Origin of the sequence: Nocardia sp. GP40 (genome assembly GCF_050434125.1) — a bacterium.
In the GTDB taxonomy this organism is placed as follows: Bacteria; Actinomycetota; Actinomycetes; order Mycobacteriales; family Mycobacteriaceae; genus Nocardia; species Nocardia albiluteola.
The window spans coordinates 264,601-286,712 of record NZ_JBNPVW010000009.1; the positions used below are offsets into that span (position 1 = coordinate 264,601).

At 66.4% G+C, this 22,112-nt stretch carries 23 protein-coding genes, 1 tRNA gene and 1 pseudogene; 13 read left to right on the forward strand and 12 right to left on the reverse strand.

Annotated features, from left to right (window positions below; genetic code table 11):
• The first annotated feature begins 30 nt into the window (after positions 1-30).
• The 3 genes from ABH933_RS26750 (at position 31) to ABH933_RS26760 (ending at position 1,260) form a co-directional block, all read left to right on the forward strand.
• On the forward strand, positions 31-669 hold the full coding sequence (locus ABH933_RS26750) for a hypothetical protein (RefSeq protein WP_429426729.1): 639 nt from the start codon (positions 31-33) through the stop codon (positions 667-669).
• 183 nt (positions 670-852) lie between these two features.
• Positions 853-926 (forward strand) — tRNA-Ile (locus ABH933_RS26755).
• Between the two features lie 79 nt (positions 927-1,005).
• Entirely contained in the window at positions 1,006-1,260 is a 255-nt protein-coding gene (locus tag ABH933_RS26760; protein WP_429426726.1) for a hypothetical protein, read from the forward strand.
• A 163-nt stretch (positions 1,261-1,423) separates the two neighbouring features.
• Here ABH933_RS26760 and ABH933_RS26765 read toward each other — a convergent pair whose 3' ends face one another.
• Together ABH933_RS26765 and ABH933_RS26770 are read right to left on the reverse strand one after the other, a co-directional pair.
• The gene (locus tag ABH933_RS26765) at positions 1,424-1,741 is read right to left on the reverse strand and encodes a hypothetical protein (RefSeq protein ID WP_429426723.1); all 318 of its coding nucleotides are present in this window, start codon (positions 1,739-1,741) and stop codon (positions 1,424-1,426) included.
• A gap of 433 nt (positions 1,742-2,174) precedes the next feature.
• Positions 2,175-2,522 carry a hypothetical protein gene (locus ABH933_RS26770; protein WP_429426722.1) on the reverse strand — a complete coding sequence of 116 codons (348 nt, stop codon included), beginning with the start codon at positions 2,520-2,522 and terminating at the stop codon, positions 2,175-2,177.
• A gap of 408 nt (positions 2,523-2,930) precedes the next feature.
• On the opposite strand from ABH933_RS26770, the gene ABH933_RS26775 reads away from it, so the two are divergent.
• Positions 2,931-3,446 (forward strand): hypothetical protein, encoded by a 516-nt coding sequence (locus ABH933_RS26775; RefSeq protein WP_429426719.1) that lies wholly within the window; start codon positions 2,931-2,933, stop codon positions 3,444-3,446.
• A 721-nt stretch (positions 3,447-4,167) separates the two neighbouring features.
• On the opposite strand, the gene ABH933_RS26780 is transcribed toward ABH933_RS26775, so the two are convergent.
• The gene (locus ABH933_RS26780) at positions 4,168-4,653 is read right to left on the reverse strand and encodes a hypothetical protein (RefSeq protein ID WP_429426717.1); all 486 of its coding nucleotides are present in this window, start codon (positions 4,651-4,653) and stop codon (positions 4,168-4,170) included.
• Positions 4,654-4,746: 93 nt separating this feature from the next.
• The gene (locus tag ABH933_RS26785) at positions 4,747-5,436 is read right to left on the reverse strand and encodes a hypothetical protein (protein WP_429426715.1); all 690 of its coding nucleotides are present in this window, start codon (positions 5,434-5,436) and stop codon (positions 4,747-4,749) included.
• Between the two features lie 210 nt (positions 5,437-5,646).
• On the opposite strand from ABH933_RS26785, the gene ABH933_RS26790 reads away from it, so the two are divergent.
• The 4 genes and pseudogenes from ABH933_RS26790 to ABH933_RS26805 form a co-directional block, all read left to right on the forward strand.
• Positions 5,647-6,207 carry a hypothetical protein gene (locus tag ABH933_RS26790; RefSeq protein WP_429426775.1) on the forward strand — a complete coding sequence of 187 codons (561 nt, stop codon included), beginning with the start codon at positions 5,647-5,649 and terminating at the stop codon, positions 6,205-6,207.
• An 8-nt stretch (positions 6,208-6,215) separates the two neighbouring features.
• Complete coding sequence (locus tag ABH933_RS26795; protein ID WP_429426772.1) at positions 6,216-7,541, forward strand: Dyp-type peroxidase; 1,326 nt, start codon at positions 6,216-6,218, stop codon at positions 7,539-7,541.
• 4 nt (positions 7,542-7,545) lie between these two features.
• Complete coding sequence (locus ABH933_RS26800) at positions 7,546-8,559, forward strand: hypothetical protein (RefSeq protein ID WP_429426712.1); 1,014 nt, start codon at positions 7,546-7,548, stop codon at positions 8,557-8,559.
• Positions 8,560-8,783: 224 nt separating this feature from the next.
• Positions 8,784-8,942: pseudogene (locus ABH933_RS26805) on the forward strand (transposase family protein); the annotation flags it as partial.
• Between the two features lie 375 nt (positions 8,943-9,317).
• Here ABH933_RS26805 and ABH933_RS26810 read toward each other — a convergent pair.
• Positions 9,318-10,265: an NmrA family NAD(P)-binding protein gene (locus tag ABH933_RS26810; protein ID WP_429426709.1), complete on the reverse strand. Its 948-nt coding sequence runs from the start codon at positions 10,263-10,265 to the stop codon at positions 9,318-9,320.
• Between the two features lie 85 nt (positions 10,266-10,350).
• Here ABH933_RS26810 and ABH933_RS26815 point away from each other — a divergent pair, with 85 nt between their 5' ends.
• Positions 10,351-10,878 carry a winged helix-turn-helix transcriptional regulator gene (locus ABH933_RS26815; protein ID WP_429426707.1) on the forward strand — a complete coding sequence of 176 codons (528 nt, stop codon included), beginning with the start codon at positions 10,351-10,353 and terminating at the stop codon, positions 10,876-10,878.
• A gap of 123 nt (positions 10,879-11,001) precedes the next feature.
• A complete protein-coding gene (locus ABH933_RS26820; RefSeq protein WP_215922541.1) occupies positions 11,002-11,370 on the forward strand; it encodes a YrdB family protein in 369 nt (122 codons plus the stop codon).
• Between the two features lie 419 nt (positions 11,371-11,789).
• Here ABH933_RS26820 and ABH933_RS26825 read toward each other — a convergent pair whose 3' ends face one another.
• Both ABH933_RS26825 and ABH933_RS26830 read right to left on the reverse strand, forming a co-directional pair.
• Entirely contained in the window at positions 11,790-12,761 is a 972-nt protein-coding gene (locus tag ABH933_RS26825) for a haloalkane dehalogenase (protein WP_429426704.1), read from the reverse strand.
• A gap of 95 nt (positions 12,762-12,856) precedes the next feature.
• Positions 12,857-13,588, reverse strand: a complete 732-nt coding sequence (locus ABH933_RS26830) for an SDR family NAD(P)-dependent oxidoreductase (RefSeq protein WP_429426702.1) — start codon at positions 13,586-13,588, stop codon at positions 12,857-12,859.
• A gap of 249 nt (positions 13,589-13,837) precedes the next feature.
• On the opposite strand from ABH933_RS26830, the gene ABH933_RS26835 reads away from it, so the two are divergent.
• Entirely contained in the window at positions 13,838-14,362 is a 525-nt protein-coding gene (locus ABH933_RS26835; protein ID WP_429426700.1) for a nitroreductase/quinone reductase family protein, read from the forward strand.
• 234 nt (positions 14,363-14,596) lie between these two features.
• Here the strand turns inward: ABH933_RS26835 and ABH933_RS26840 are convergent, their stop codons facing one another.
• Positions 14,597-15,211, reverse strand: a complete 615-nt coding sequence (locus tag ABH933_RS26840) for a TetR/AcrR family transcriptional regulator (RefSeq protein ID WP_429426697.1) — start codon at positions 15,209-15,211, stop codon at positions 14,597-14,599.
• Between the two features lie 153 nt (positions 15,212-15,364).
• Between ABH933_RS26840 and ABH933_RS26845 the strand changes: the two genes are divergently transcribed.
• Together ABH933_RS26845 and ABH933_RS26850 are read left to right on the forward strand one after the other, a co-directional pair.
• Positions 15,365-15,823, forward strand: coding sequence for a cupin domain-containing protein (locus ABH933_RS26845; RefSeq protein WP_215922536.1), 459 nt, complete (start codon positions 15,365-15,367; stop codon positions 15,821-15,823).
• 26 nt (positions 15,824-15,849) lie between these two features.
• Positions 15,850-16,647 (forward strand): alpha/beta fold hydrolase, encoded by a 798-nt coding sequence (locus ABH933_RS26850; protein ID WP_429426694.1) that lies wholly within the window; start codon positions 15,850-15,852, stop codon positions 16,645-16,647.
• Positions 16,648-16,949: 302 nt separating this feature from the next.
• On the opposite strand, the gene ABH933_RS26855 is transcribed toward ABH933_RS26850, so the two are convergent.
• From ABH933_RS26855 to ABH933_RS26870, 4 genes are all read right to left on the reverse strand, one after another.
• Positions 16,950-17,552 carry an acetate uptake transporter gene (locus tag ABH933_RS26855; protein WP_215922534.1) on the reverse strand — a complete coding sequence of 201 codons (603 nt, stop codon included), beginning with the start codon at positions 17,550-17,552 and terminating at the stop codon, positions 16,950-16,952.
• A gap of 134 nt (positions 17,553-17,686) precedes the next feature.
• Entirely contained in the window at positions 17,687-18,706 is a 1,020-nt protein-coding gene (locus ABH933_RS26860; RefSeq protein WP_429426692.1) for an adenosine deaminase, read from the reverse strand.
• A gap of 37 nt (positions 18,707-18,743) precedes the next feature.
• Positions 18,744-20,978 carry a LuxR C-terminal-related transcriptional regulator gene (locus tag ABH933_RS26865; RefSeq protein WP_429426689.1) on the reverse strand — a complete coding sequence of 745 codons (2,235 nt, stop codon included), beginning with the start codon at positions 20,976-20,978 and terminating at the stop codon, positions 18,744-18,746.
• Between the two features lie 180 nt (positions 20,979-21,158).
• Positions 21,159-22,112 carry a hypothetical protein gene (locus tag ABH933_RS26870; RefSeq protein ID WP_429426687.1) on the reverse strand — a complete coding sequence of 318 codons (954 nt, stop codon included), beginning with the start codon at positions 22,110-22,112 and terminating at the stop codon, positions 21,159-21,161.

A 22,112-nucleotide genomic window follows, 5' to 3' on the forward strand; every position in this document is an offset into this window, starting at 1 on the left:
ATCGTTCCTCACTATTGAAAGGACCCATCAGTGGCAACCGCATCGCTCGAGAGCAGGGTGACCCACTTGGAGCGCAGTCAGATCGACACCGCCGACCGAATCGACAAGCTTGCGAAAACGGTCGAAGACAACCACGTCAAGCTGATGGACCACATCGGTGCGGTGGTGCACGGAAGTATCAACAAACTGTCGAGCGACGTCGCGGAGGTCAAGGGCGACCTGGCGCAGGTCAAGGTCGACGTGGCGCAGGTCAAGGTCGACGTGGCGCAGGTCAAGGTCGACGTGGCGCAGGTCAAGGTCGACGTGGTGCAGTTCAAGGACGACGTGGTGCAGTTCAAGGACGACGTGGTGCAGGAGTTCCGTGCGGTGCATGAGAGGTTCAGCGCGGTCGACGAGAGGTTCACTGCGGTTGATCAGAGGTTCGATGCGGTCGACGAGAGGTTCGCTGCGGTTGATCAGAGGTTCGATGCGGTCGACAAGAGGTTCGCTGCGGTCGATCAGAGGTTCGATGCGGTCGACAAGAGGTTCGCTGCGGTCGATCAGAGGTTCGATGCAGTCGACAAGAAGTTCGACACAGTCAACTCCATACTCCAGGGGCAAGATGCGATCCTGAAGTCTCAGACGCAGATGCTGACGGCGATCCTCGAGCGGCTCCCGTTGAAGGAGTAAGGCGCAGGTGAGCCCCCGTGGATGCCGGGGGCTCACGCTCGCCCGGCGTCCCACCCGGACAAGCACCCGGCCCCTGTCCGGGTTCCGTGGCCGAGGCCCGTACCGCGCCACGCCGGACATCCGGCTAGGCGTATCCCCACTCGACCCGGTAGCATCGCCCACGCCCGCGTGTACTGCGGTCGGGGGGCGGTAGCTCAGTCGGTTAGAGCCGCGGACTCATAATCCGCTGGTCGTGGGTTCGAGCCCCACCCGCCCCACAAATCCCCTTCTACCAGCGGAAACGCTGATACGGTTCAGTCGGGTCGATCTAGAACGGCGCTTGTTCAGCTCTAAACTTTGCGGGTACTGGTCATCGATTCCCAGCTCATCGTCGAGACCGACGCCCGAGACGACGAGCAGGACGACGGCCTGCGCGCGATCACCCTCGACCGGGACGTCCAACGCGCGATCAGCGCGGGTGTGCGCCGGGCGCGTGCCGGCGGATTGGCGATCGGCGGCCGGATCGAGGGCCTGCTCTACGTCGGTCCGGTCGAGGGCGGCGGCTACGGCCGTATCTACGACCTCGGCGCCTACATCGCACCCGCCGCCTAGCGATCCCCACTCACCAGAGCCCCCGGCCCGTGATGAACGGGCCGGGGGCTCTGTCATGTCCGAGATTCTCGGCTGCTCGGCTACATCGGGACCGAAGATCCGTGCCGGGGGATTCCCTGAAGCGTTTCCCCAGTTCAGAACGCCGGAGTCTATGGCCATTGACCTATGGAGTGATGGAAGTAACGTAAACGTCGTAGGAGTCGATGGCTGCGGCGCCGTCGCTGACGTGGCCGTTATTCCTGACGACAACGTCGAGGAAGAAGCTGGTTGTGGGCTCACCGGGGTCGCCCTGACTACGTGTGGCCATCTGTATCACCTCGGCAAACACGGGTGCTCCCGAACCTGAGGCTGCCTGGACAGTGACGGAAATGGCGGCGTTGCCGAGCCGATCATCCGGGCCAACCATGAAGAAGACCGTCCCGTCGGGCGGAATGGTCTGGGGCTGGGGTCTCTCGACCTTGAAACAGGAGACGGTGGCCATGATTTATTCTCCCTCCGTTGCCCGAATGTGGTTGCCGTCACAATAGTGCACGCACGGTCTAGCCCGCCAGCAAACCCGCAGCGTCAATGGCGCCGGTGAAGAGGCGCGCCGTGTCCGGGGTGGAAATGGCCGACCTGCTATCGGCGCCGATCGACCCAGTGAACCGGTGGCGATCTCATCAGGTCCGGATGATGATCATCATTAGCATGCCGGGCGGACTTCGGTGCGGACGGTGCTGGCCGGCACCACCTGGTTGGCCGACCCGGTTATTGCAGCGCAGTTCGACGTTCAGCCCGTGCTGCGGAACACGCTGTTATCGCCGGGGCTTCTGTCGGACATGCTTCGGCTGTTCGGCGCATCGGCTTCGGATCCTCCCCGACTGCTCCCCCGGCCCCTTCCTCCGAAGGCTTTCCGTGACCGGACAGCGGGTTGCTCAAGGGTGGCCGCAGGCCATCGCCGCAGGCGACGCGACGCCGGCCGTTGTCGCTGCCCTCCCCGATCTGGCGGGCATCGGCCAGGGCGTGCGCGGCCTCGTGTAGCAAGTGCCCAGGACCTCCCGGGTGCCGGCGGCCAAGCCTTCTGCGCCGACGAACAACTCCGGTAGCCACACCCCGTGCTGTTCCCACCGGGATGGACCGAAATGCCCCAGCCGCAGCCCGCGGCCGCGTCCCTGCGACCCGGACGCCATCGCGACCACGACATTCGGCGCCTCCGGATGCCGTACACGGATCGATTCCCACACCGCATCCAGCGCCGTCGCCAACGGGCCACCAATAGCCATCTCACGACCTCCAAGTCGAAATCACTGCGTAAGAGGGAAATTCCCGCGTAGGAAGGGAAACCGGGACACCGGTCAGAAGAAGGGGATGCCTCGATTCTACCTGTTTCACCTCTTACGCGGTAGAGATCCGTTGGCGCAGTGGATGATTGATGATCAACGACGACGGGCGGCGACGGCCCAGATCTGTCGGTCCCCGGTTATACCGTTGGAGGATGGAGAAATTCAGCAGCTCCACCGATAACACCGACGCCGCTGGATCCGATGCAGCACCGTCCAGTCACACGACCGGGGGCCGGTCTGTGCGGGTGCTGGAAGAGGTGTGGGCGGAGATCCGGTTCCGGCACCCCGACCTGCCGCCGGTGGCCGTGGTGGTGGGCTCGGGCTCGGCCGGCAACTCCTCACTCCGGTTTGGGCAGATTCGAGCCAGGTCGCTGGCGAGTCCACGGCAGCCCCGTCGCCGAGCTGTTCATCGCCGCCGAGGGATTCGTCACCGAACCCCACTATGTGCTGGGCACGATGCTCCACCACGCCGCGCACGCAATCGCCTGCGAGCGAGAAGTCATCGATGCCAGCCGCGCTGGCGCCTACCACAACAGCCATTTCCGCAGCATTGCCGAACAGCTCGGACTGACTGTCACCCGTCACCGAACCCAGGGATGGTCCGAAACCACCGTGCCCGCGCACACCCGCAGCGCCTACAGTGCGCAGCTGGCGCAGCTCGCCGCCGAGATCGGACCACACCGCCGCATCCAACTGGCACCGGCCACGGTGACAGAAACCGGGACACCTCGAGCAACCCGCAACGGACGATCACTGACCTGCGCCTGCACACCGCCGCGGCGGCTGCGCGCCTCCGACCGATCCATCGCAGGAGGCCCGACCCTGTGCGGACTCTGCGGTCGCGAATTCCTCAACGACCACTGACCGCACCCCTGACGGCGGGGCATGTCGGTAACAATCAGCTGAGAGGCGAAAACATATGCAGCGCAATCAATACGGTGCCCTCTGCGTCGAATGCTCGCAGGGAGTAGCAGCCAACCACGGCTTCATCTACTCCCGCCCGCCCGCAACCTGGTCGTGTGCGACGACTGCATCTATCGCATTTACGGCCTGAACAAGGGTTGGCTGGCGCCACTTCAACCGCCGACGACGGACTGAGGATCGAGAGGTGCAGAAGTCGCTACCAATTCGCGGCCAAAAACCCGCACCTCGAAACGGCGAAACTCGCTGATAGACATACGTGCCAGCGGCTGTGCATCTCCGTGCAGCTTGAGATGGAAGACCTTAGTTGTGCTGTCCCGGGAGATTGGTTACACGGGTCTGGGTGGACCGCGCCCAACGCAGCCACTACCAGCGACGATCCTGACTCACACTGTCCTGTGCCAGTGAGGGTCGCGATCCGGCGCAGTCCGGCCCGCCGCCGCAGGCGTTGAAACTCGTCGCTGTACCACTCCGGCCGGACCGGAGTCCCGTCCTCGTGTACCGCGATCAGCCGATCGTCCGACCACGGGATCCCGAGTGCCAGGCATTCGGACATCTGCCGTGCTTCAAGGCGCGCAACGCCTCCGCGAGGTCAGGTGGGGGCTGCCCTAGCCCCGACAGCAAAGAATCGTTGCGGCCATTGTCGGTTTCGATGCCGAGGTACTCAGCGTGCGCCGTTGATCAGTGTCCTCAAGATCATGAAGATGGCGGCTATGGCGAAGCAGGAGAGTCCGACGACCCATACCGTGAACATCTGCCGCATCGGTATCAGCTTGCCTACCCACCCTGCGTCCAGGTCCGCAATGTCCTGCTGCTTCTCGAAGGCGTGGCCATGTACGCCCAGGTTTCCCGCACTGAGTTCGCCCTGTTCGAAACGCTCCAACCAGAGCGCATCCCTGCGTCCGGCGAGGCGATGGCTTGCCATGAGCATGATCGAGATGATCGAAACGATCAGCGCGAGAAGCGATGAAGCGATCCGCGCAACGGGGTCGTTGCCCGCACTCATCGAGATGCTGAACAAGAAGGCCTGCGCGGTCAAGCTGAGGGCAGGCACCTGCCAGAGCAGATTTTCGTATTGGAGATGTCGGTTCGCCACGGCCTCGTAGAGCATCGTCAATTCGAGCGAACGCCGCGAAGATGACTTGTCCACGCCAGGTACTCTTGCACAGCCGTGCAGGCCCCCCGGAGGTTTGTCACTTCCGACACACCTTCGTGTTTTCGCTCGGATCGTGGCTGCCCAGGATCAATCGGGCTCCGCACGCCGTTTGTCGATCAGCCCGGCGCGGGTCAGGAGGAGACCGCTGACCACGAGCACCCAAGCCGGAAAGGCCAGCGTCACCCATCGGCTCAGGTCACTGGCGATCAGCAGTGCCAAAGCCGTCAAATAGCTGAGGCCGACGAGCCAGCGGGGCATCAGCCTGGTCTTCAGCCAGATCGTGGCGAGCGAGATCATGAACACCGCGGCCATGCGGAGCGCATAGGTCTGGCTCGCCGAAATCAGCACCATCCTGCCGAAGCGGATCACCTCGGCGCGGGCGGCCGGGTCGGCGGCGCCGGTGTTGCCGGCCACCAGACCGGCGGCAACAGCGGTGGCGACGAACATCATCGCCAGGAACAGTAGCCCGCTGCCCAAGAATACCGACAGGAAGAACCGGTCTTCGTAGCGCCCGAATCCGTCGCGCACGACGCCGATGAACCACAGGAAGCTGATGCCGGCGAAGGGCATCAGCACCGTCGCCGTGGTGATCGCGCCGTGCCGGCTCTGCAGCCACTGCGTCGAATCCTCAACGTGTTCAGGCATTGTGATTCGGATCAAGACCAGCGTGGTACCGAGCAAAACCGCAAAGAGCACTCCGGCCAGTGCCGCGGCGCGCGGCGTTGACAATTCCCTCAGGGGCGGCGCAGTCTTGATGTGTTCTGACGGAGTCGGCATGCGGCCATCCTTCCAAAGTCGGGTGCCTGCCGCCGGAATTTCCGTGCATATCGCGATTCGTACAGTGCGGCCGGGCAGCGTCACAAATCGACAACAAGTTCTCGACGATGTCCTCACTCGACGGACGGAATCGGATTCTGGCGCCATAGGCCGTGTCCGAGACGGTTCGATAGTTGACATACTGCGATGGCGAAAGCAGGTGACCACAACATGTCGACCGCCGATCAAGACTGGAGCAAACCAGCGGCGATGGCGATTCCCCAGGACGGCTACTTCGAGCTGCAGCGGGGCAGATACGGCCCGATCTATCCACGAACTCCGGCCTGCTATGGGTTCTCGATCATCGCCAAGGTGAAACCGGGCCGGGAGGAGGCCGTCCGCGCATACGGCAAGCAGATCGAAGACGCGGTAGCGGCCAGCCCGGACGTGCTGGCGCCACTGCGGCTGCATTATCTGCGGTGGGTCTTGTTCGACGTCGGTTCGGGCCTGCATTTCCAATATCAAGGCATCTTCGACACGGATTTCGACAAGTATACCGAGGACGCCGTGATGCTGTTCGCGCAAACCGGCATAACCACCGTTTTCACCAACCTCGAGGGATTCCCCGAGGACTGGAAGGAAAACCCGGAAGCCTTCGTGAAATTCGTTCGCGAACATCAGTTCCCGAGTTTCCTCGAGTACGGCGAGTACCCGTACGTCACAGCTGACGAGATCAAGAAGGCGTTGCGGTTGAAGGCCGCGTTCTCCGACATGCTCGATCAGATGCAGTGACCGCCGGCATGCTCGAGCTCGACGATATTCAGCACATCCTGTTGACCCGGACACCGGCGATGACCGGCCGCTACGAGTTCCTGTCCTTCGACGATCCCGCCGGGGGCCGGGCCTGGTTGACTGCGCTGCTGGACCGAGTGCAGTCGGCCGCGGACGTGCGCACCACTATCGATAGCTCTACACGTTGGGTCACACTGGCCTTCACCTGGAACGGACTGCGGGCGCTCGGCCTGCCCGAGCCGGCGCTTGCCACCTTCCCCGACGAGTTCCGGGAGGGCATGGCCGCCCGGGCAGACATCCTGGGCGACACCGGCGCCAATCATCCCGACAACTGGGTGGGCGGGCTGGCCGGTGACGACCTGCACGCCATCGCAATCCTGTTCGCGCGCACCGAGGCCGACCGACAGCGAAGCACGGCCGAACACGAAAAACTGGTGTCCGGCTGTCCCGGTGTGCGCGTGTTGTCGTTCCTGGATTTGAACGCAACACCGCCGTTCAATTACGCCCACGACCACTTCGGGTTCCGAGACCGGTTGTCCCAGCCCGTGATCGAAGGATCCGGGGAAGAGCCGACTCCAGGCTCGGGCGCGCCGCTGCAACCCGGGGAATTCATCCTGGGCTACCCCGACGAGCACGGGCCGCCCCACGGGCTGCCGCAGCCGGAGGTCCTGTCCCGCAACGGGAGTTACATGGCCTACCGGCGACTGCAGGAACATGTCGGCGCATTCCGGAACTTCCTGCACGAAAACGCCGACACCCCGCAAGGGCAGGAACTACTCGCCGCCAAACTCATGGGCCGGTGGCGCAGCGGCGCGCCGCTGGTGTTGTCCCCGGACCATGACGATCCCGAACTGGGCGCAGACCCGTTGCGTAACAACGACTTCAACTACAAACAAATGGATCCGCACGGTTATGCGGTGCCGTTGGGCGCGCATGCGCGGCGACTCAATCCGCGCGACACCGCGGTGAACATGAACCGGCGCAGGATGATTCGCCGTGGCGCCACCTATGGGCCAGCGCTGGCGCCGGAAGCATCCGACGACGGCGCGGACCGGGGAATAGCCGCGTTCATCATCTGTGCCGACCTGGTCCGCCAGTTCGAGTTCGCCCAGAACGTCTGGATCAACGACAAGACCTTTCACGAACTCGGCAACGAGCACGACCCCATCTGCGGCACCCAGGACGGCGCCCTGGAGTTCACGGTCCCGAAACGGCCGATCCGCAAGGTATATAAGAGCCTGCCCGCCTTCACCAGCCTCAAAGGCGGCGCGTACTTCTTCCTGCCCGGTATCCGCGCCCTGCGCTACCTGACCACGCTCGACAGTGAGAGGTGACCTCATGAGCAGCCTGTCAGCGGCACGTACCTACAACCAGAGCCACATCCTGCGCACCGCCGACGGACGGCGGCGGATCAGCATCTACTGGACGTGGAGTTACCCGTGGGAAGCCCAACGCAATCCCGCCGAAATCTACAACCGCTTTTCCACGATGACCGAAGTTCGCAACGTCGCATGGCCGGGCTACGAAACCACCGAATACGACGCCGCACATTTCCTGCAGGGCATCGCCGGCACGCTCGAACTGTTCCACCGCTCGACACTCGGCTTCCAACAGCTGGCCGGAGAGGTCACCGGTCATCCCGTCGCGGCATTCCAGCGCATCGACCAGGCCGGCTACACCTTGCCCATCGACGAGCGGATCCTGGCCGACACCGACACGCTGATGGTGTTCGGGCTCGACCACCTCCTCTCCGAACAAGAGGCCGCACCCGAGGAAATCGACGCCCTCCGCGAGTGGCTGCACCGCGAGGGCACCTGCCTGCTGCTCGCGCCCCACCACGACGTCGGATTCACCGACGACAATGCGCAGCGACAAATCGAGTACCTGCATCACGGCGACCCGCTGGTGCCCCGGCAGCAACGATTCGGCCAGTACACCCGCTCGCTGATGAACGCGCTCGACGTGCCGGTGTACAACACCTGGGGCCTACGCCCGGCGGTCGTCGACGGCACCACCGAGATCGCCCCCGTCACCGCATACCGCGACCTGGACAGCCCCCGGCTCCTGGACAGCGTCACCACATTCAACTTCCACCCCCACCTGCCGCACTACGAACTCACCGCACCGGAAAGCGACTCGCTGCGGGTGCTGGCCCGCCAGCGCGTCGACCCCACCCGCCCCCACCCCTTCACCGCGGCCGGGAATACCGAATTCAACGCGCTGATCTGGATGCCACCCACCGGCCCCCGCGCCGGCGACATCCTGCTCATCGACTCGACGAACTTCACCACACTCTTCGGCGGAACCGACAGCCTGAAGAATCTCTGGCACAACCTCGCCACCATGAAATGAAAAGCGAAGCCGCGGAACACTAGCTGTACTTCGACCACCAGGCGGGTCAGCAGTACCTGCACTCGGAAAAACCGTTAGCGAGATAGACCCCGCGGCGGCGGGACTGTAAAACAACGACTCTGTCTCACTTTCGGTGGTTCGGTGGTGTCGAGTGGCACGATGTCCGTGTGTGTGAGGTGAATGTGCCTGCTGCCGTGGTGTTTTCGGGGTTACTGCCGCTGGTGATGGAGGACGTGGTCGACGAGGGTAGGCAGGTTGTGGTGTGGGCGCGGACGCCCGACGATCCAGTCTCGTGTCCGGGCTGCGGCGCCGAGTTGGCGCGAGTGCACAGCTATCACTGGCGGACGGTAGCTGACGCTCCACTCGACGAGCGTCCGGTAACGGTGAACGTAAAGTGCTGCGGCAGCCTGTCGTTGGGCAGCAGCTCTTCCGCGAGATCAAGGCGCTCGGCTACACCGGCGGGCTGAATCTGCTCTACCGCTACGTCAACGAAGGCCGGAGAGAACGTGATTGCTACACAGGCAGTGGTTTGGGGTGGCGAATAGCGCCACCGCGAGGGCGGCAGTACGCGGTCCGCACCATTCCGCAAAGTCCGCTCCCACCGCCGCAGTGCCCTGCGGTTCTACTGTGACTACCACAAGGGATCACCGTGGATCGTGTTCGCGCCGCTGGTGGCGGCCGGACTGAAAATTCGTGGTTTGCCGGCGTTGACGCTCTTGCGTTGAATGTGGTTGCGGCTCAGGCCAACAGCTCGATGCTCATGCGTCGGCGGTGACGGCTCCGAATGCTGAGCGGTGTTGCCGCACAAAGTTTCGGAAGGTCAGCGGGGGGCGGCCGCTGGCCGCTGCGAGGGCCGAGGGGTCGATGTCCTTGCGCAAGATCGTGGTGTTGTCCTCGCACGTCTTTGCCTGGGTGGTGATGTGCTGGATCATGGCGTGGTTGGGCAGGCCCCCGGAGTGGGCCAGCAGCTGGCGGCTCCAATCGTTCGCGGTGATGTACTGATAGCGGACTTCGCGCCCGGTTTCCTCGCTGATGATGTCGGCGATCTGATGCTGGGAGAGCAGCTCATGGCCCGGCGGGTAGATGATTGGGGTGTTGGCGTGGTGTTGCGGGTCGAGCAGGGCGGTCGCGCACAGATCGCCGGCGTCGGCGGCGCTGATCCAGGCCGGGCGGGCATCGCCGAAGCAGTTGGCGAATACGCCGGTCTCTCTGATCGCGTCGGAGTGCAACAACAGGACATTCTCGTAGAAAAACGCGCAGCCTCGCACCGAGGTGAAATTCACCCCGAGCTGGAGCAACAGCTCATCGGCGAGGGCATGTTCTCGGGCGATTCCGCTCGCGGCGTTGTGGTCGGCCGCGCCGTTCCCCATCATCACGACATGCGGCGAGGAGCCTAGCTCGCGGATCACCGACGCCACATTCGCCAGCGCGTCCACAATGCCCGCCGCGACCGGATACGCGACATACACCGAACCGGCTCCATCCAGCGCGGGGAGCAAAGTCCGGCGGTCGTGCAGGTCGCCGACCAGGGTTTGCACCCCGGATTCGCGCAGCCGCTGGGCGCGGTCGTCGTCGGAGCGCACCAACGCCCGCACTAGCCGCCTCGCCGTTTGCAGCCGCTCGACTACCCGGGCTCCGGTGCCGCCATGGCGGCCCGTCGCTCCGATGACCAGCACCGTTTCCTGATCGCTTGTCGACGCAGTCACGCTGGTACCCTCCTCCCTGGATCTGATTTCAAGACTCAGGGTACCAAGGCTGGGTAGCATTGTCAAACTCTGCTACTATTGGCTCATGACCAGGAGTTCTGTTGATCTCGAGGAGGCCGGGCCGGCCAGCTTTGAGGAGTTGCGGGTGCGGGACTGCTCGATCAAGCGCACCCTGGACATCATCGGGGAGAAGTGGACGCTGCTAGTGCTCCGCGAGGCGTTTTACGGCGCGCGCCGCTTCGAGCAGTTCCTCGCAAACGTCGGCTGCGCGCGGACCCTGCTGAGCGAACGACTCGCCACGCTCGTCGAGCACGGCGTGCTGCAACGCGAGCCATATCGCGAAGCCGGACAGCGTGAACGCCATCAATACCTGCTCACCGAAAAAGGTCATGACTTGTTCGCGGCCTTGGTCGTATTGATGCAGTGGGGGGACCGATGGGAAGCCGGTCCGCAGGGAGGGCCCGTAGTGGTCAGGCACCGCGAGTGCGGCCAGCCGGTGCACGTGGAGCTGCGCTGCGCGCACGACCATCGCGTGTTCGAGGTCCAGGAAACCGAATCCGGGCCCAGGCCCGGCTTGACTGATCTGCCCAACAGCCAACCGTCCGAGCGATAATGAAGATCAACGGCGCCTGCGCTGTGCGATGACACTGCTCATCGGCCCGCGCTGACAACTCGGGACTGTTCCCCTGGTTGTTCCCAGCCGTGGTACCCCGGGACGAGCAGTTAAGCTCGCCGAATGTCGTTGAACCCGATCATGTTGGGCCTGCGGTTTCTGCTCGAGCTCGCTGCAGTCGCCTCGTTCGGGATCCTCGGGTGGCGGGAGTTCGATGCGCCATGGCGGTATCTGCTGGTACTGATCTTGCCGATTGTGGTGGCTACGGTGTGGGGGACGTTCGCGGTGCCGGGGGACCCGAGCCGGAACGGGCAAGCAACGATCGCAGTACCCGGTGCAGTGCGACTCATGATCGAGATCGCTGTGCTGGGGGGCGGAGTGGTGGCTTTGTGGGCTGCCGGACTGTCGACGGCGGCGCTGCTGTCCGCCGTCTCGCTCGTGATTTACCAGGCCCTCGCCTACGACCGGGTGGGCTGGCTGCTCGGCCGCTGAACCAGCAAAATCGATGATGATCGCCGCCGCACCCGTTCGGGCTGCTATCCGCCGATTGACCTTCACCGCCGCAGCGCCGAGTAGGAAAATTCCATGCTCGAATGCGATCGATATCGTGACACAATCGGAGAATCGATGAATTCTCCCGATCGCGGGGCCGCCCGGCCGACGGCGCACGCAGCCGGTATGGTCGCGGCGTATTCGAATGTGCGGCAACGACAGCCCTGGATCAGCATGGTTGCCGGGCTTTCTGCTGGTGCCGCTGAAAGGGTGCCATCAAATCTCCGAGCCGGTTGATCTGGGCGTGCCGCCGGTGGGGGCATTCGAGTTCACCCGGGCGCCGCCGGAAAAGCGTTCACCGACTCCAAGACCAGGCTGACGCGACTTCGGGTATCGGAAGCTGCCGTCTACCGCACCATTTACGTCATCGCAGTTGGCACACCCATGCCCTGCCGGCCAACCTCAGAACCTGACTGCCATCGGGTACCGTCGACCTCCTGCTGCCGGGGCGAGCGCAGCGTGCGCACGAATTGCGCGACGGCAGTGCCGATTTCGTCGGGGGTGTCCTCCTGGACGAAGTGCAGTCCGCTGACGGTGGTCTCGGTGAGGTTCGGCCACGAGCGGATGAGGTCGCGGATGCGGCCCTGGACGATGGCCCCGGGTTCGGCGTTGACGAAGAGTTTGGGCACATCGCTTTCGGCCAACCAGTTGCGGTAGTCGTTGACCACCGATGTGACGTCGGCGGGCTCGCCGTCGATGGGGATGTTGCGCGGCCAGGACAATGTCGGCCGACGCGACTCACCCGGGTTGATGAACGGCTGCCGGTAGTGGTCCATTTCTTCGTCGCTGAGCCGGCGCGCCATCCCTGCGGGCAGAACTTCTTCGATGAAGATGTTCTGCTCCAGCACCATGGTCTCGCCCTTCGGTGATCGAAAGCGCCTGAACAAGCCGCGGAGATCCGATGGGAACTCCGACCAGCTGATTGGGGTGACGCTGGCTTCCATGAACGCGATGCCCTGTATGCGGTCACGATGCTGGTTGGCCCAATCGAAGCCGAGCACTGAACCCCAATCGTGCAGCACGAGTGTCACGTTGTCGCCGAGATCCAGTGCATCCCAGAGCGCGAACAGGTAGTCGCGCTGTTCGGCATAGTTGTAACGGTCCGGACCCGACGGGTGCAGTTTGTCCGACTTGCCCATACCGATCATGTCGGCGGCGACGAGACGGCCCAGTCCTTCCAAGTGTGGCATCACGTTGCGCCACAGGTAGGACGACGTGGGGTTGCCGTGCGCAAAGACGATGGCATCGCCGTCGCCCTCGTCGATGTAGGCCATCCGGTTTCCGTTGACCTCGCGATAGTGCAGTTGCCCGTAAGGTTTTGCCCCGACCATGCGTATCTCCTCATTTGCTTTTTGTGGACGTGGGGGCGGCTCATTACGTTCGTGGTGACGGCAACGAGCTACTTCATCAGCCCCCGCGTGTCTGATCAGATGGCGGTAAAGCCGCCGTCCACCGTCACGGTCGCACCGGTGAGGTAGCTCGCTTGCGGCGACGCCAGGAAAACAATCGCTTCGGCGATCTCGGCTGGGTTCGCGGTCCGGCCCAACGGCGTCGCGGAGCCCAGCTGTTCCAACCCGTCGCCGAACGTGCCGGCGGCGCCGTCGGTGCGGGTGGGCCCGGGCGCCACGGTGTTGACGCGAATCCCGTTGGCGCCGAACGCCGCCGCCCAGGACCGGGTGAAGGATTCGAGTGCCGCCTTGGCGGCCGCGGTGACCGGCGCGAAGGGGACGCCGACTGACGCGCCCATCGAGGAGATGTTGACGATGGCACCCGATCCCCGGGCGATCATCCCTGGCAGTAGCGCCGCGGTCAGAAAGAACGGTGCACGCACGTCGACGTCGAACATCGTGTCGAACGACTCGACGTCCTGCTCCAGTGTCGGAGCGGCCGTGAGCGAGGCCGCGTTGTTGACCAGCACGTCCACGTCACCGGCCTGTTCGGCCAGGCGTCGAACGGATCTGATGTCGTTCAGGTCGGCGGCGATGAACTCGGCACGTCCACCCTCTGCCTCGATCGCCGCGACGGTCTGCGCGCCTCGTTCGGTGTCGCGCCCGGTGATGACCACGCTGGCGCCGCGGCGAGCGAACAGTTTGGCGGCTTCCTGCCCTATTCCGGCGGTCGCGCCGGTCACCAGCACCCGTTGGTCCGGTAGTTCCATTACGCGCTCCTCGGTTGAGTCCGCTTTCCAGACTCAGGGTAGAGCGAGCTGAGTAGTATTGTCAAACTCTGCTAGTGGGCCGGGCCAGTGGGGAGATCGATGGGAAGCCCGCCCCCAGGGAGGCCCGGTGGCGGTCAGCCGCCGCGACTGCGGCGAGCCGGTGCACATGGAGGTGCGGTGGGCGGGCGCGCGGCGCCGACTGGCGCTTTCCGGTTCGGCCACTGCCATGCGGCTCAGCCTGGGGATGCCATGTCCGATCCGACGACCGCCGCCCACGAGGCCGAGACCCCCGATATCAACAGCTGGAACGCCCGAATCGTCGCCGAGGTCCGGGCGAACGCCGGGTATGCGGCGTGGAGCAGCGAAGCGGAGTTCGCCGCGGGCCGACCGGTCCCACCCCGCATGCCCGGTTTCGGCGAGGCCATGCCGCTCATCCTGGTCCATCACATCGGGGCCGAGACCGGGCGTGCACGGATCAGCCCGTTGTTCTATCTACCGGTCGGCGACAGCTGGGCTGTCTTCGCCACCCATGGCGGCAGCCCGCACCATCCGGCGTGGTTTCGCAATCTGATGGCGAACCCGCGGACCACCGTCGAGGCGGGCGCGGAAACGGTACCGGTCGTGGCCCGGCTCGCCGAAGGCGCGGAGCGCGAACGGATCTGGGCGCAACAGATAGCGCTCGTCCCGAAGTTCGCCGAGTTCGAGGCGGCCGCGGGCACGCGCATCCCGGTCGTTGTGATGCAACGAGTTCAGGGGAACGAAGCGCACACATAGCCGGGAATCAGCGGTGGCGGGCACGGCCTCGAGCCTGTGCCCGCTCATCGGCATCAGCGCGTTCTAGAAAGTTGCGGTGGTTCCGCGTGGACTTGGGCCAACGCATGAGCTACCTGTCAACGACCGGCGATTGGCCATATTTACTTGAACAGGCCATGAATAGGCGCTTTTCCTTCTGATGGGTTTCGTCGATCATGGTTGAGCAGTGGCTTTGGGCGATATGTCCGTGCCCGCCTACTCGCCCACGGCGAACTCGTGCAGCGCGGCCTGGGTGATGGTGCGGGCGGTGCGTTGGAGGCTGGCGATTGCCTGGTCGGTATTCAGGCCGCACAGGTCGGTAAGGGAGAACAGGGCGTCGGCGCTGACGACGGCCGCCAGGTCCTGTTTGAGCTGGATCAGACGCGCTGCGGTCGCCGGGGTGTCGGCGGGGAGCACCGGGTCGAGGGCCTCGTCGATGAGCCCGAAGCGGAAGCCCGGACGTTCGCGCGCCCGGGGCGGGTTGACGACGGTGGCGGCGATGACGGCGCGGACCGAGCCCTGGTAGGCGACGACGCGCCGAAGGAGGAATTCCGTGGCGAACTCGAGGCGCGCCAGCGGATCGGTGTTCCCGACGACCGGCACGAGGGCCTCGGCGGGTGTGGGCCAGGTCCCGGTGAGGGCGGTGTTGATCAGTTCCACGAGTTCGGAGAAGTGGCGGTAGGCGGTCGCGTCGGAAACCCCTGCCTTCTCGGCCACCTCCGGCATCGTCACCGCGGAGCCCGAGGCCATCAGCTCGCGGCAGGCATCGATGAGCGCCGCACGCGTGCGGCGCTTCTGTTCGGTGCGGGTCACCCTCTCGCCCTTGGTCATCGCGGGCCGTCCTCCTCGTCGGTGGTGCTGGTCGCTCGATTCTGCACCAGCCCGAATGTGCGAGTGTCAGCGCAACCCATCTTACGCGACTTCACTTGCGCGAGTTAACTCGCGCGAGTAGGTTCTTGCTTACCGCAACATGAGGAGTGACACATGGCAGAGGTATCGGTCGTCGGACCCGACGGTGGCGAATCGATCGGCATCGGGACCACCCGGGTGCGGATCCTCGAGGACGGCAGCAACACCGAGCATCGGCTCGGAATGGCGGAGATCATCGTGGCGCCGCACACCGACGGGCCGCCACAGCACCGCCACGCGCGGCACGACGAAGGCTTCTACGTCGTGTCCGGAACGGTCACGTTCACCGTCGGCACGGAAAAGCACGAGGCGCCGCCCGGGACGCTGATCATGGTCCCGCCGGGCGCGCCGCACACCTTCGCCAACCTGACCGACGGCACCGCAGTCATGTTGAACACCTTCACTCCGGATCTGTACGTGCAGTACTTCCGCGACCTGCGCGACATGATCGCCGCCGGCGGTCAGCCCACCCCGGAGGCGATCGTCGGGGTGATGCGCAACTACGCGACCGAACCCGCCACCGAACACGCCTGATTCCCACAATCGACCGGAGTGCCTTCATGACGACCACCCATTCCGTCCGCCTCGACGACGGCGATTCCGTAGAACTCACCGTGACCACCTACGGCTCGGGCCGGCCGGTGCTGCTGCTACACGGCGGCGCGGGCCCGCAGTCGGTCACCACCTTCGCCGAGAAGCTGGCCGCCGCAGCGCAAGTCGAGGTCCTGGTGCCGGTCCACCCCGGCTTCGACGGCACCGCCCGCCCGGAGGGGCTCACCACGATCGCCGGGCTGGCCCGTCTCTACGCGGCCCTGCTGGACAAGCTGGAACTCGACGGCGTCACGGTCGTCGGCAACTCGATCGGCGGCTGGATCGCGGCCGAACTCGCCCTGCTCGCCGCTCCCGGCGTCGCGGGCGTCGTCCTGGTCGACGCCGCGGGCCTCGACCTCCCGCAGGCCCCGATCGCCAACTTCTTCGGTCTCACCCTGGATCAGGTCGCCGACCTGAGCTACGCGAACCCGGACGCCTTCCGCATCGACCCCGCGCAACTGCCGCCCGAGCGCCAGGCAATGATGGCCGCCAACCGCGAAACGCTGCGCGTCTACGGCGGCACGACGATGACCGACCCGTCGTTGCTGGGACGCCTGCCCGATGCGACCACCCGGGCCCTGGTGGTGTGGGGTGCGGCGGACCGCATCGTGCCGCCCGAGCACGGCGTCGCCTACAGCGAGGCACTGCCGAACTCGCGCTATGTGCTCATCGAGACCGCGGGTCACCTGCCGCAGCTCGAGACCCCGCAGCAGCTGCAGGATCTCCTCGTAGAGTTCACGACGTCCGTGAACGCCGAAAACGCTTAATTAGCACCGCTTTTCAGGAAGTGCATCGCTGGCATCTATATACCTCGACCGCCGCGATCACGGTGCCGCATCCGCCCACCACAAAAGCCGTCGAACCGACCGCTGGTAGTCGTGGCCAAGTATCCGGGGCCGAACGAGCCCGAGTGATTCGAATTGCTGCTCGACCCGGACGTGCGGGATCGGATGGATAGCGCAGGCTCATCGTGTTCGCCGGTACTGCGCCGTGATGTCGTGCGAAGATGTGAATCGCCGCCCCGATGCATACGCATCGGGGCGGCGAATTCCGTTGTGCGACTGTGCAATCAGGCGATCAGGGGTGCACCGACCGGGAGCTGTATTTTGCCGCCGATGCCCTTGGCTACTCCGGCGGCCGAGGCGTACCAGGCGGTCAGGGCGGTGATCACCCCGATGTAGCCGCCGAGCTTGACCCAACCGGAGCTGGTCGCGAAATTCCCTGCGAACAGCACGATCTCGGTCAGTTCCAGGGTGAGGAAGACCGCGAAGACCGCCATGTTCACCTGCAGGGCCAGGACCATCATGTAGGTGTTGAAGATCGCGAAGGCCAGCAGGATCCAGCCGAGGTCGTGCGAGGCCTGCGCCGCGGTGGCGTGCGGCGCGACGAGCCGCGCCCACAGGCCCAAGCCGATCCAGAAGCCGCCGTAGGTGGAGAACGCGGTCGCGCCGAAGACGTTCTTGTTCTTGAATTCCCACATGCCCGCGAGCAGCTGGCACAGGCCGCCGTAGGCGAAGGCGTAGCCCACCCAGGCGTCGCCCGACGCGGCCGTGGCCCAGCCGGCGTTGACCGCCGATAGCAGGAATGTGGTCAGGGCAAAGGCGCCCAGACCCAGCGGTCCGGGATCGGCGATCGAGGGAGTGGACGGAGCAGTGCGATCATCAACGCTCATGATGCATCCTCTGGAAAGGTGGCTCGCTTGGCCGGCGCCACGCCGGGCGCAAACAATCCGCGGTGCAACGCCCCTGTCAGGGTAACGCCGCCCCGTTCCCGAAGAGACCGGTTTGCCCGTTCCGGATCGGTCCGTCAGGCGGGTCCGGAAGTGGTTGGCGGGGAGGGGAATGCATAGGCCTCGACCTCGGCCAGGTAGCGCGCCCGGCGCGGCTCGTCGTGCTCCAGGAAGGCGGCGTTGAAGGAGTTGCGCGCGAGCTCGCGCAGCTGTTCCTCGTTCAGCGCGAGCACCTTTCGCACCGCGTCGAAATTGTCCCCGGCGTATCCGCCGAAGTAGGCGGGGTCGTCGGAGTTGACGGTGCACATCAGACCCGCATCCAGCATCGCCGGGAGCGGATGCCGGTCCAGGGTGTCCACGGTACGCAACCGCACGTTCGACAGCGGGCACAGCGTCAGCGGAATTCGCTCGCGCACAAGGCGTTCGACCAGCGCGGGATCCTCCATGCAGCGCAGCCCGTGGTCGATGCGCTGCACGCCCAGCACGTCCAGCGCCTCGGCGATGTAGGCGGGCGGGCCCTCCTCGCCCGCGTGCGCGACGCGGTGCAGCCCGAGCTCGGCGGCGGCCGCGTAGACCTCGCGGAACTTCGCCGGGGGATGCCCGACCTCCGCCGAATCCAGGCCCACCCCGGCGATCCGGTCCAGGTACGGCTCGGCGCTGCGCAGCGTCTGCATCGCCGACTCGGCGGATTCATCGCGCAGGAAACACAGAATGAGCTGAGTGGACACCCCGTGGGTGCGTTCGCTGTCGCCCAGCACCCGCCACAGGCCCTCGACCACCGTGCCCAGTGCCACTCCGCGCGAGGTGTGGGCCTGCGGATCGAAGAAGATCTCCGCGTGCCGCACTCCCTGCGCCGCGGCCCGGGTGAGATATGCCGCGGCCAGATCGGCGAAGTCCTGTTCGGTGCGCAGCACCGCCATCAGCTCGTAGTACAGGTTCAGGAACGATTGCAGATCCTCGAACGCATACGCCGCGCGCAGTTCCGCGGCGTTCGCATACGGCAGGTCGATGCCGTTGCGGGCGGCCAGGGCGAAGGCCAGCTCCGGTTCGAGGGTGCCTTCGATGTGGAGGTGGAGTTCGGCTTTGGGGACGGGCATCGGCGTATTCTACGTTCCACATATCCGCAGGTCCGCGCTACCCCACAGCCGAATCCGCGACCGGCATCGGCGGGAGGATGAAGCGCAGTTCGCCGCGCCGGGCGACCGAGAGCTTGCGATACACCCGGGTCAGGTGCTGCTCGACCGTGCTGGGGGTGATGTGCAGGGCATCGGCGATCTCCCGATTGCGTCGCCCGAGCGCGGCCAGGTCGGCGACGCGGCGTTCGGCCGGGCTCAGGGTTTCCACGCCGCTGGGCATCAGGCGGACCTGCGGTTCGGTCGGCGGACCGTCCGTCGCGGGGGGCGGTTGCACCGGTCGTACCAGCGCACCGTGGCTTTTCGTCGGCGCGCTCGTGGGCGTGCCCGGCGCCGTGGCGGGGTCCGGTGTGGTGCGGAGTGCGACCCGGCCGGGTGCGTCCGATCCGCAGGCCACGGCCAGTCGCGTGGCCTCCCGCAGCAGCGGCCTGGCCTTCTCCGCATCGCCGACCGAGCGATGCGCACGGCCCAATTCGGCCAGGGCGGTGGCCAATTCGAGTCGATCGTGGCCGGACCGGGCCACCGCCACCGCATGCCGCAGCAGCGACAACCGGCGGTGCGGGTCGCCGGTGGCGGCGAGCAGCCGCAGCGACGCCGCGCCGCTGTGATGCCGATCGGGCCCGCCGATCAGCTTCAGATGCATGGTCGCGAAGGCCTGCGCGCGCCGCGGCTCCCCGGCCTCGACGTAGGCCGCGGCCATGTCGTTGCGCCAGGGCACCAGCCACGCGAAGTCCATGTCCCACTGGCGCGTCAGCTCTCCGCAGCGGCGGAAATAGCGCAGCGCCACCTGCGGCTGTCCTGTCGCCAGGCAGTGATGTCCGTAGGACTGCAGATACGGTAGGGCGAAACGGGATTCGAACATCGCCCGCGGCACCGGGCGGCAGAGCTGCGCGCTCGCCTCGGTATGCCTGCCCTGCGCGGTGAGCGCTCGCACCAGCACCGCGATCGGCCGCCCGGCCCAGACCCCGAGATGCTCGGCCGGAACGAGATTCAATGCCTGCACCGCGCTGTCGATCGCGCCGGTGAGATTTCCCTTGCGCAGCAAGGCCTCCGCCCGCACCGCCGCGAAGATCGAGCGCCAGGTGGGCGCGCGCCGGGCCTGCGCCTCGGCCAGCAGCGAGGCACACCAGGCCTCCGCGGTATCGAGCCGATCCAGGTGGATGAGACAGTCCACCGCCGCCACCAGCGCCTCGACCGTGGCCGAATCGAGGCGGTGGGCGGTCAGGATGCGCTGTGCCAGTGCGCCGATTTCGGCGGCCGGATGCTGCACCGACAGCGCGGTCAGCAGCCCGGCGACGGACAGCTCGGGAGTCGCCGGGGTCTGTTCGCCGGGCTGCTCGAGGGCGTGCGGGCCGGATCGGAGATGCCGCGCGAACAGCGCCCGGTGCCGGTCGACGTGCGCGGGGTGGGTGTATCGCAGCCAGGCGCAGAGGAATTCGACCCGCGCGGTCGCCGCGGGCGGCCCGGGTGGCTGCTGGGCCAGGCGCGCCAGCGCGTGGTCGGCATGCTGGACGTGCCCGTGCCACAGCATCTGCAGGGTCGTCGCGGGGAGTTCGGCGTGCGGTAGCCGCCCGCTGTAGAGGGCCGCCCGGAGTCTGGCGAAACTCCTGGTCCGGGTGGAGGGGGCGATCCGCCATTCGACCGCGACCTGCCTGGAGGCGATCGCCGCGCGGTCGTCCGCGCGGCGGCTGGCGCGATAGGCGAGTTCGAGCCGCTGTGCCGCGCAGTCGAGTTCGTCCCGTGTCAGCGCCTCCGCCGCGGCATCCAGCAGCACCTGCCTGGCCCACGCGCCGCGTGCCTCCCCCGCCCGGGCGAGGTGCGCGGCCACCGTCGAGGCCGGGAATCCGTTCCGGTGCAGCAGTTCCGCCGCGCGGGCGTGGAGCTCGCGCAGCTCGGCGGCGGACAGGTCGCGCAGCACGTGGGCCGCGAGCGCGGGATGGATGAATCGTTCCCGCTCGATCAGCCCGGCCGCGCTGAGCTGCCCCAGCGCGCCGCGCATTTCGTCGGGCTCTGCCCCGGACAGCTGCGCCGCCAGGTCGACGGTGCTGGCGGCATCCAGCACCGCGACCGCGCGCGCCGCACGCAGCCGCGCGGGATCGGCGCCGCGGAGCAGGGCGGCCAGGCTCGCCGCGCGCTGGTCGGACTCGTCGGATCGTCGGGTCCGCGCGGGACGGGGTCCGCGCGGATCGGCGACGATCGGTGTCCGGTCTCGGTCCCGAGCGACCGATCGCTGCATATTCGGTATCCCTTCGTCGAACTGGCGTGCCCGACTGAGGGGACGACGCGCCCAGCGGCGCGTGGGTGGGGGAGCGGCATCGTTGCAGCGGGGCGCGACCAGGACGCCCGGGAATTCAGCCGGTGCACTACGGTATCGGCGGTCAGAAGGCGGCAATGCCGAGCCCGCGTGTGAATTATGCTACACGTCAACGTGTTTGGTATGCATGTCGGCGACCACGCCGACCAGGTCGGCCGATTGCCGCCAATACGCCAGGCACGCCGCGGAGCTGTCGTCGGCGGCCAGGAACACGATGCTGCGGGCCGTGTCGAGCCGGCCGGCGGCCGATGCGCCGAGGTAGGCGTGGATCGGTGCGGCGGTGTGGGGATCCCCGGCGGCCGGATCGATCCCGGACACCGCGGTTGCGGGCAGGCCGAGCCGCCGCGCCAGCTGTTCGGGGAAACCGGGCAGCGGTGCGGGCGCGAGCAGCAGGGCCCGTCCGGTGCTGAAATCGCCGGGGCTCAGGCCCTCCTCGGCGAGACAGGCCCGTACGACGCGTACCGCGGAGGCTAGCGGATCGCCGTGGCCGGTGCGCACCGTCAGCGCCGAGCGGCCCGCCGCACCCGCCGCGTCCAGGTCGGCCCAGGCGGTCGGCTGCACCGGTCCGAGCTCCTCGGTGGTGTGCAGGCGGCCGAATCCGCCCGCGTCGGAGGAATACCGCACCAGCAGCGCGGCCCCGCCGGTGCTGTAGGGGAAGCCCGCGACGGCCCGCTCGGTGGAGGGGTGGGTATCGCCCGCGACGACCAGTGCGTACTCGAATTCGCCGGGGCCCAGGAAGGTCTGCGCGACCATGAGCGCGTGCACGCATCCGGTGGCACCGTTCATGAGGTCGAAGGAGAACGCGGGAATCCGCCCGGTGCTGTACTCCAGCCCGATCCCGAGCCGCTTCTGAATCAGCGCGGCGACAGCCGGTTCGGAGATGTTGCTGTCCCGGAAGACCCCGGCGTTGATCACCAGCCCGACCTGGTCCGGCGACACCCCGGCGCGCTCCAGGCAGGCGCTGCCCGCGCGCGCGGCCAGCTCGAAGTAGCTGCCCGTGTCGGCGTCGGTGCAGGCCGCCGCGGAAACGATGGCCGTTTGTCCGGCAGTGCTCAC

Bases quoted from the DNA above. Each gene is read 5' to 3' on its own strand.
- ABH933_RS26765 (WP_429426723.1), bottom strand. From the start codon at position 1,741: ATGGCCACCGTCTCCTGTTTCAAGGTCGAGAGACCCCAGCCCCAGACC.
- ABH933_RS26770 (WP_429426722.1), bottom strand. From the start codon at position 2,522: ATGGCTATTGGTGGCCCGTTGGCGACGGCGCTGGATGCGGTGTGGGAA.
- ABH933_RS26785 (WP_429426715.1), bottom strand. From the start codon at position 5,436: ATGCCGACTCCGTCAGAACACATCAAGACTGCGCCGCCCCTGAGGGAA.
- ABH933_RS26790 (WP_429426775.1), top strand. From the start codon at position 5,647: ATGTCGACCGCCGATCAAGACTGGAGCAAACCAGCGGCGATGGCGATT.
- ABH933_RS26795 (WP_429426772.1), top strand. From the start codon at position 6,216: ATGCTCGAGCTCGACGATATTCAGCACATCCTGTTGACCCGGACACCG.
- ABH933_RS26800 (WP_429426712.1), top strand. From the start codon at position 7,546: ATGAGCAGCCTGTCAGCGGCACGTACCTACAACCAGAGCCACATCCTG.
- ABH933_RS26815 (WP_429426707.1), top strand. From the start codon at position 10,351: ATGACCAGGAGTTCTGTTGATCTCGAGGAGGCCGGGCCGGCCAGCTTT.
- ABH933_RS26820 (WP_215922541.1), top strand. From the start codon at position 11,002: ATGTCGTTGAACCCGATCATGTTGGGCCTGCGGTTTCTGCTCGAGCTC.
- ABH933_RS26825 (WP_429426704.1), bottom strand. From the start codon at position 12,761: ATGGTCGGGGCAAAACCTTACGGGCAACTGCACTATCGCGAGGTCAAC.
- ABH933_RS26830 (WP_429426702.1), bottom strand. From the start codon at position 13,588: ATGGAACTACCGGACCAACGGGTGCTGGTGACCGGCGCGACCGCCGGA.
- ABH933_RS26835 (WP_429426700.1), top strand. From the start codon at position 13,838: ATGTCCGATCCGACGACCGCCGCCCACGAGGCCGAGACCCCCGATATC.
- ABH933_RS26840 (WP_429426697.1), bottom strand. From the start codon at position 15,211: ATGACCAAGGGCGAGAGGGTGACCCGCACCGAACAGAAGCGCCGCACG.
- ABH933_RS26845 (WP_215922536.1), top strand. From the start codon at position 15,365: ATGGCAGAGGTATCGGTCGTCGGACCCGACGGTGGCGAATCGATCGGC.
- ABH933_RS26850 (WP_429426694.1), top strand. From the start codon at position 15,850: ATGACGACCACCCATTCCGTCCGCCTCGACGACGGCGATTCCGTAGAA.
- ABH933_RS26855 (WP_215922534.1), bottom strand. From the start codon at position 17,552: ATGAGCGTTGATGATCGCACTGCTCCGTCCACTCCCTCGATCGCCGAT.
- ABH933_RS26860 (WP_429426692.1), bottom strand. From the start codon at position 18,706: ATGCCCGTCCCCAAAGCCGAACTCCACCTCCACATCGAAGGCACCCTC.
- ABH933_RS26865 (WP_429426689.1), bottom strand. From the start codon at position 20,978: ATGCAGCGATCGGTCGCTCGGGACCGAGACCGGACACCGATCGTCGCC.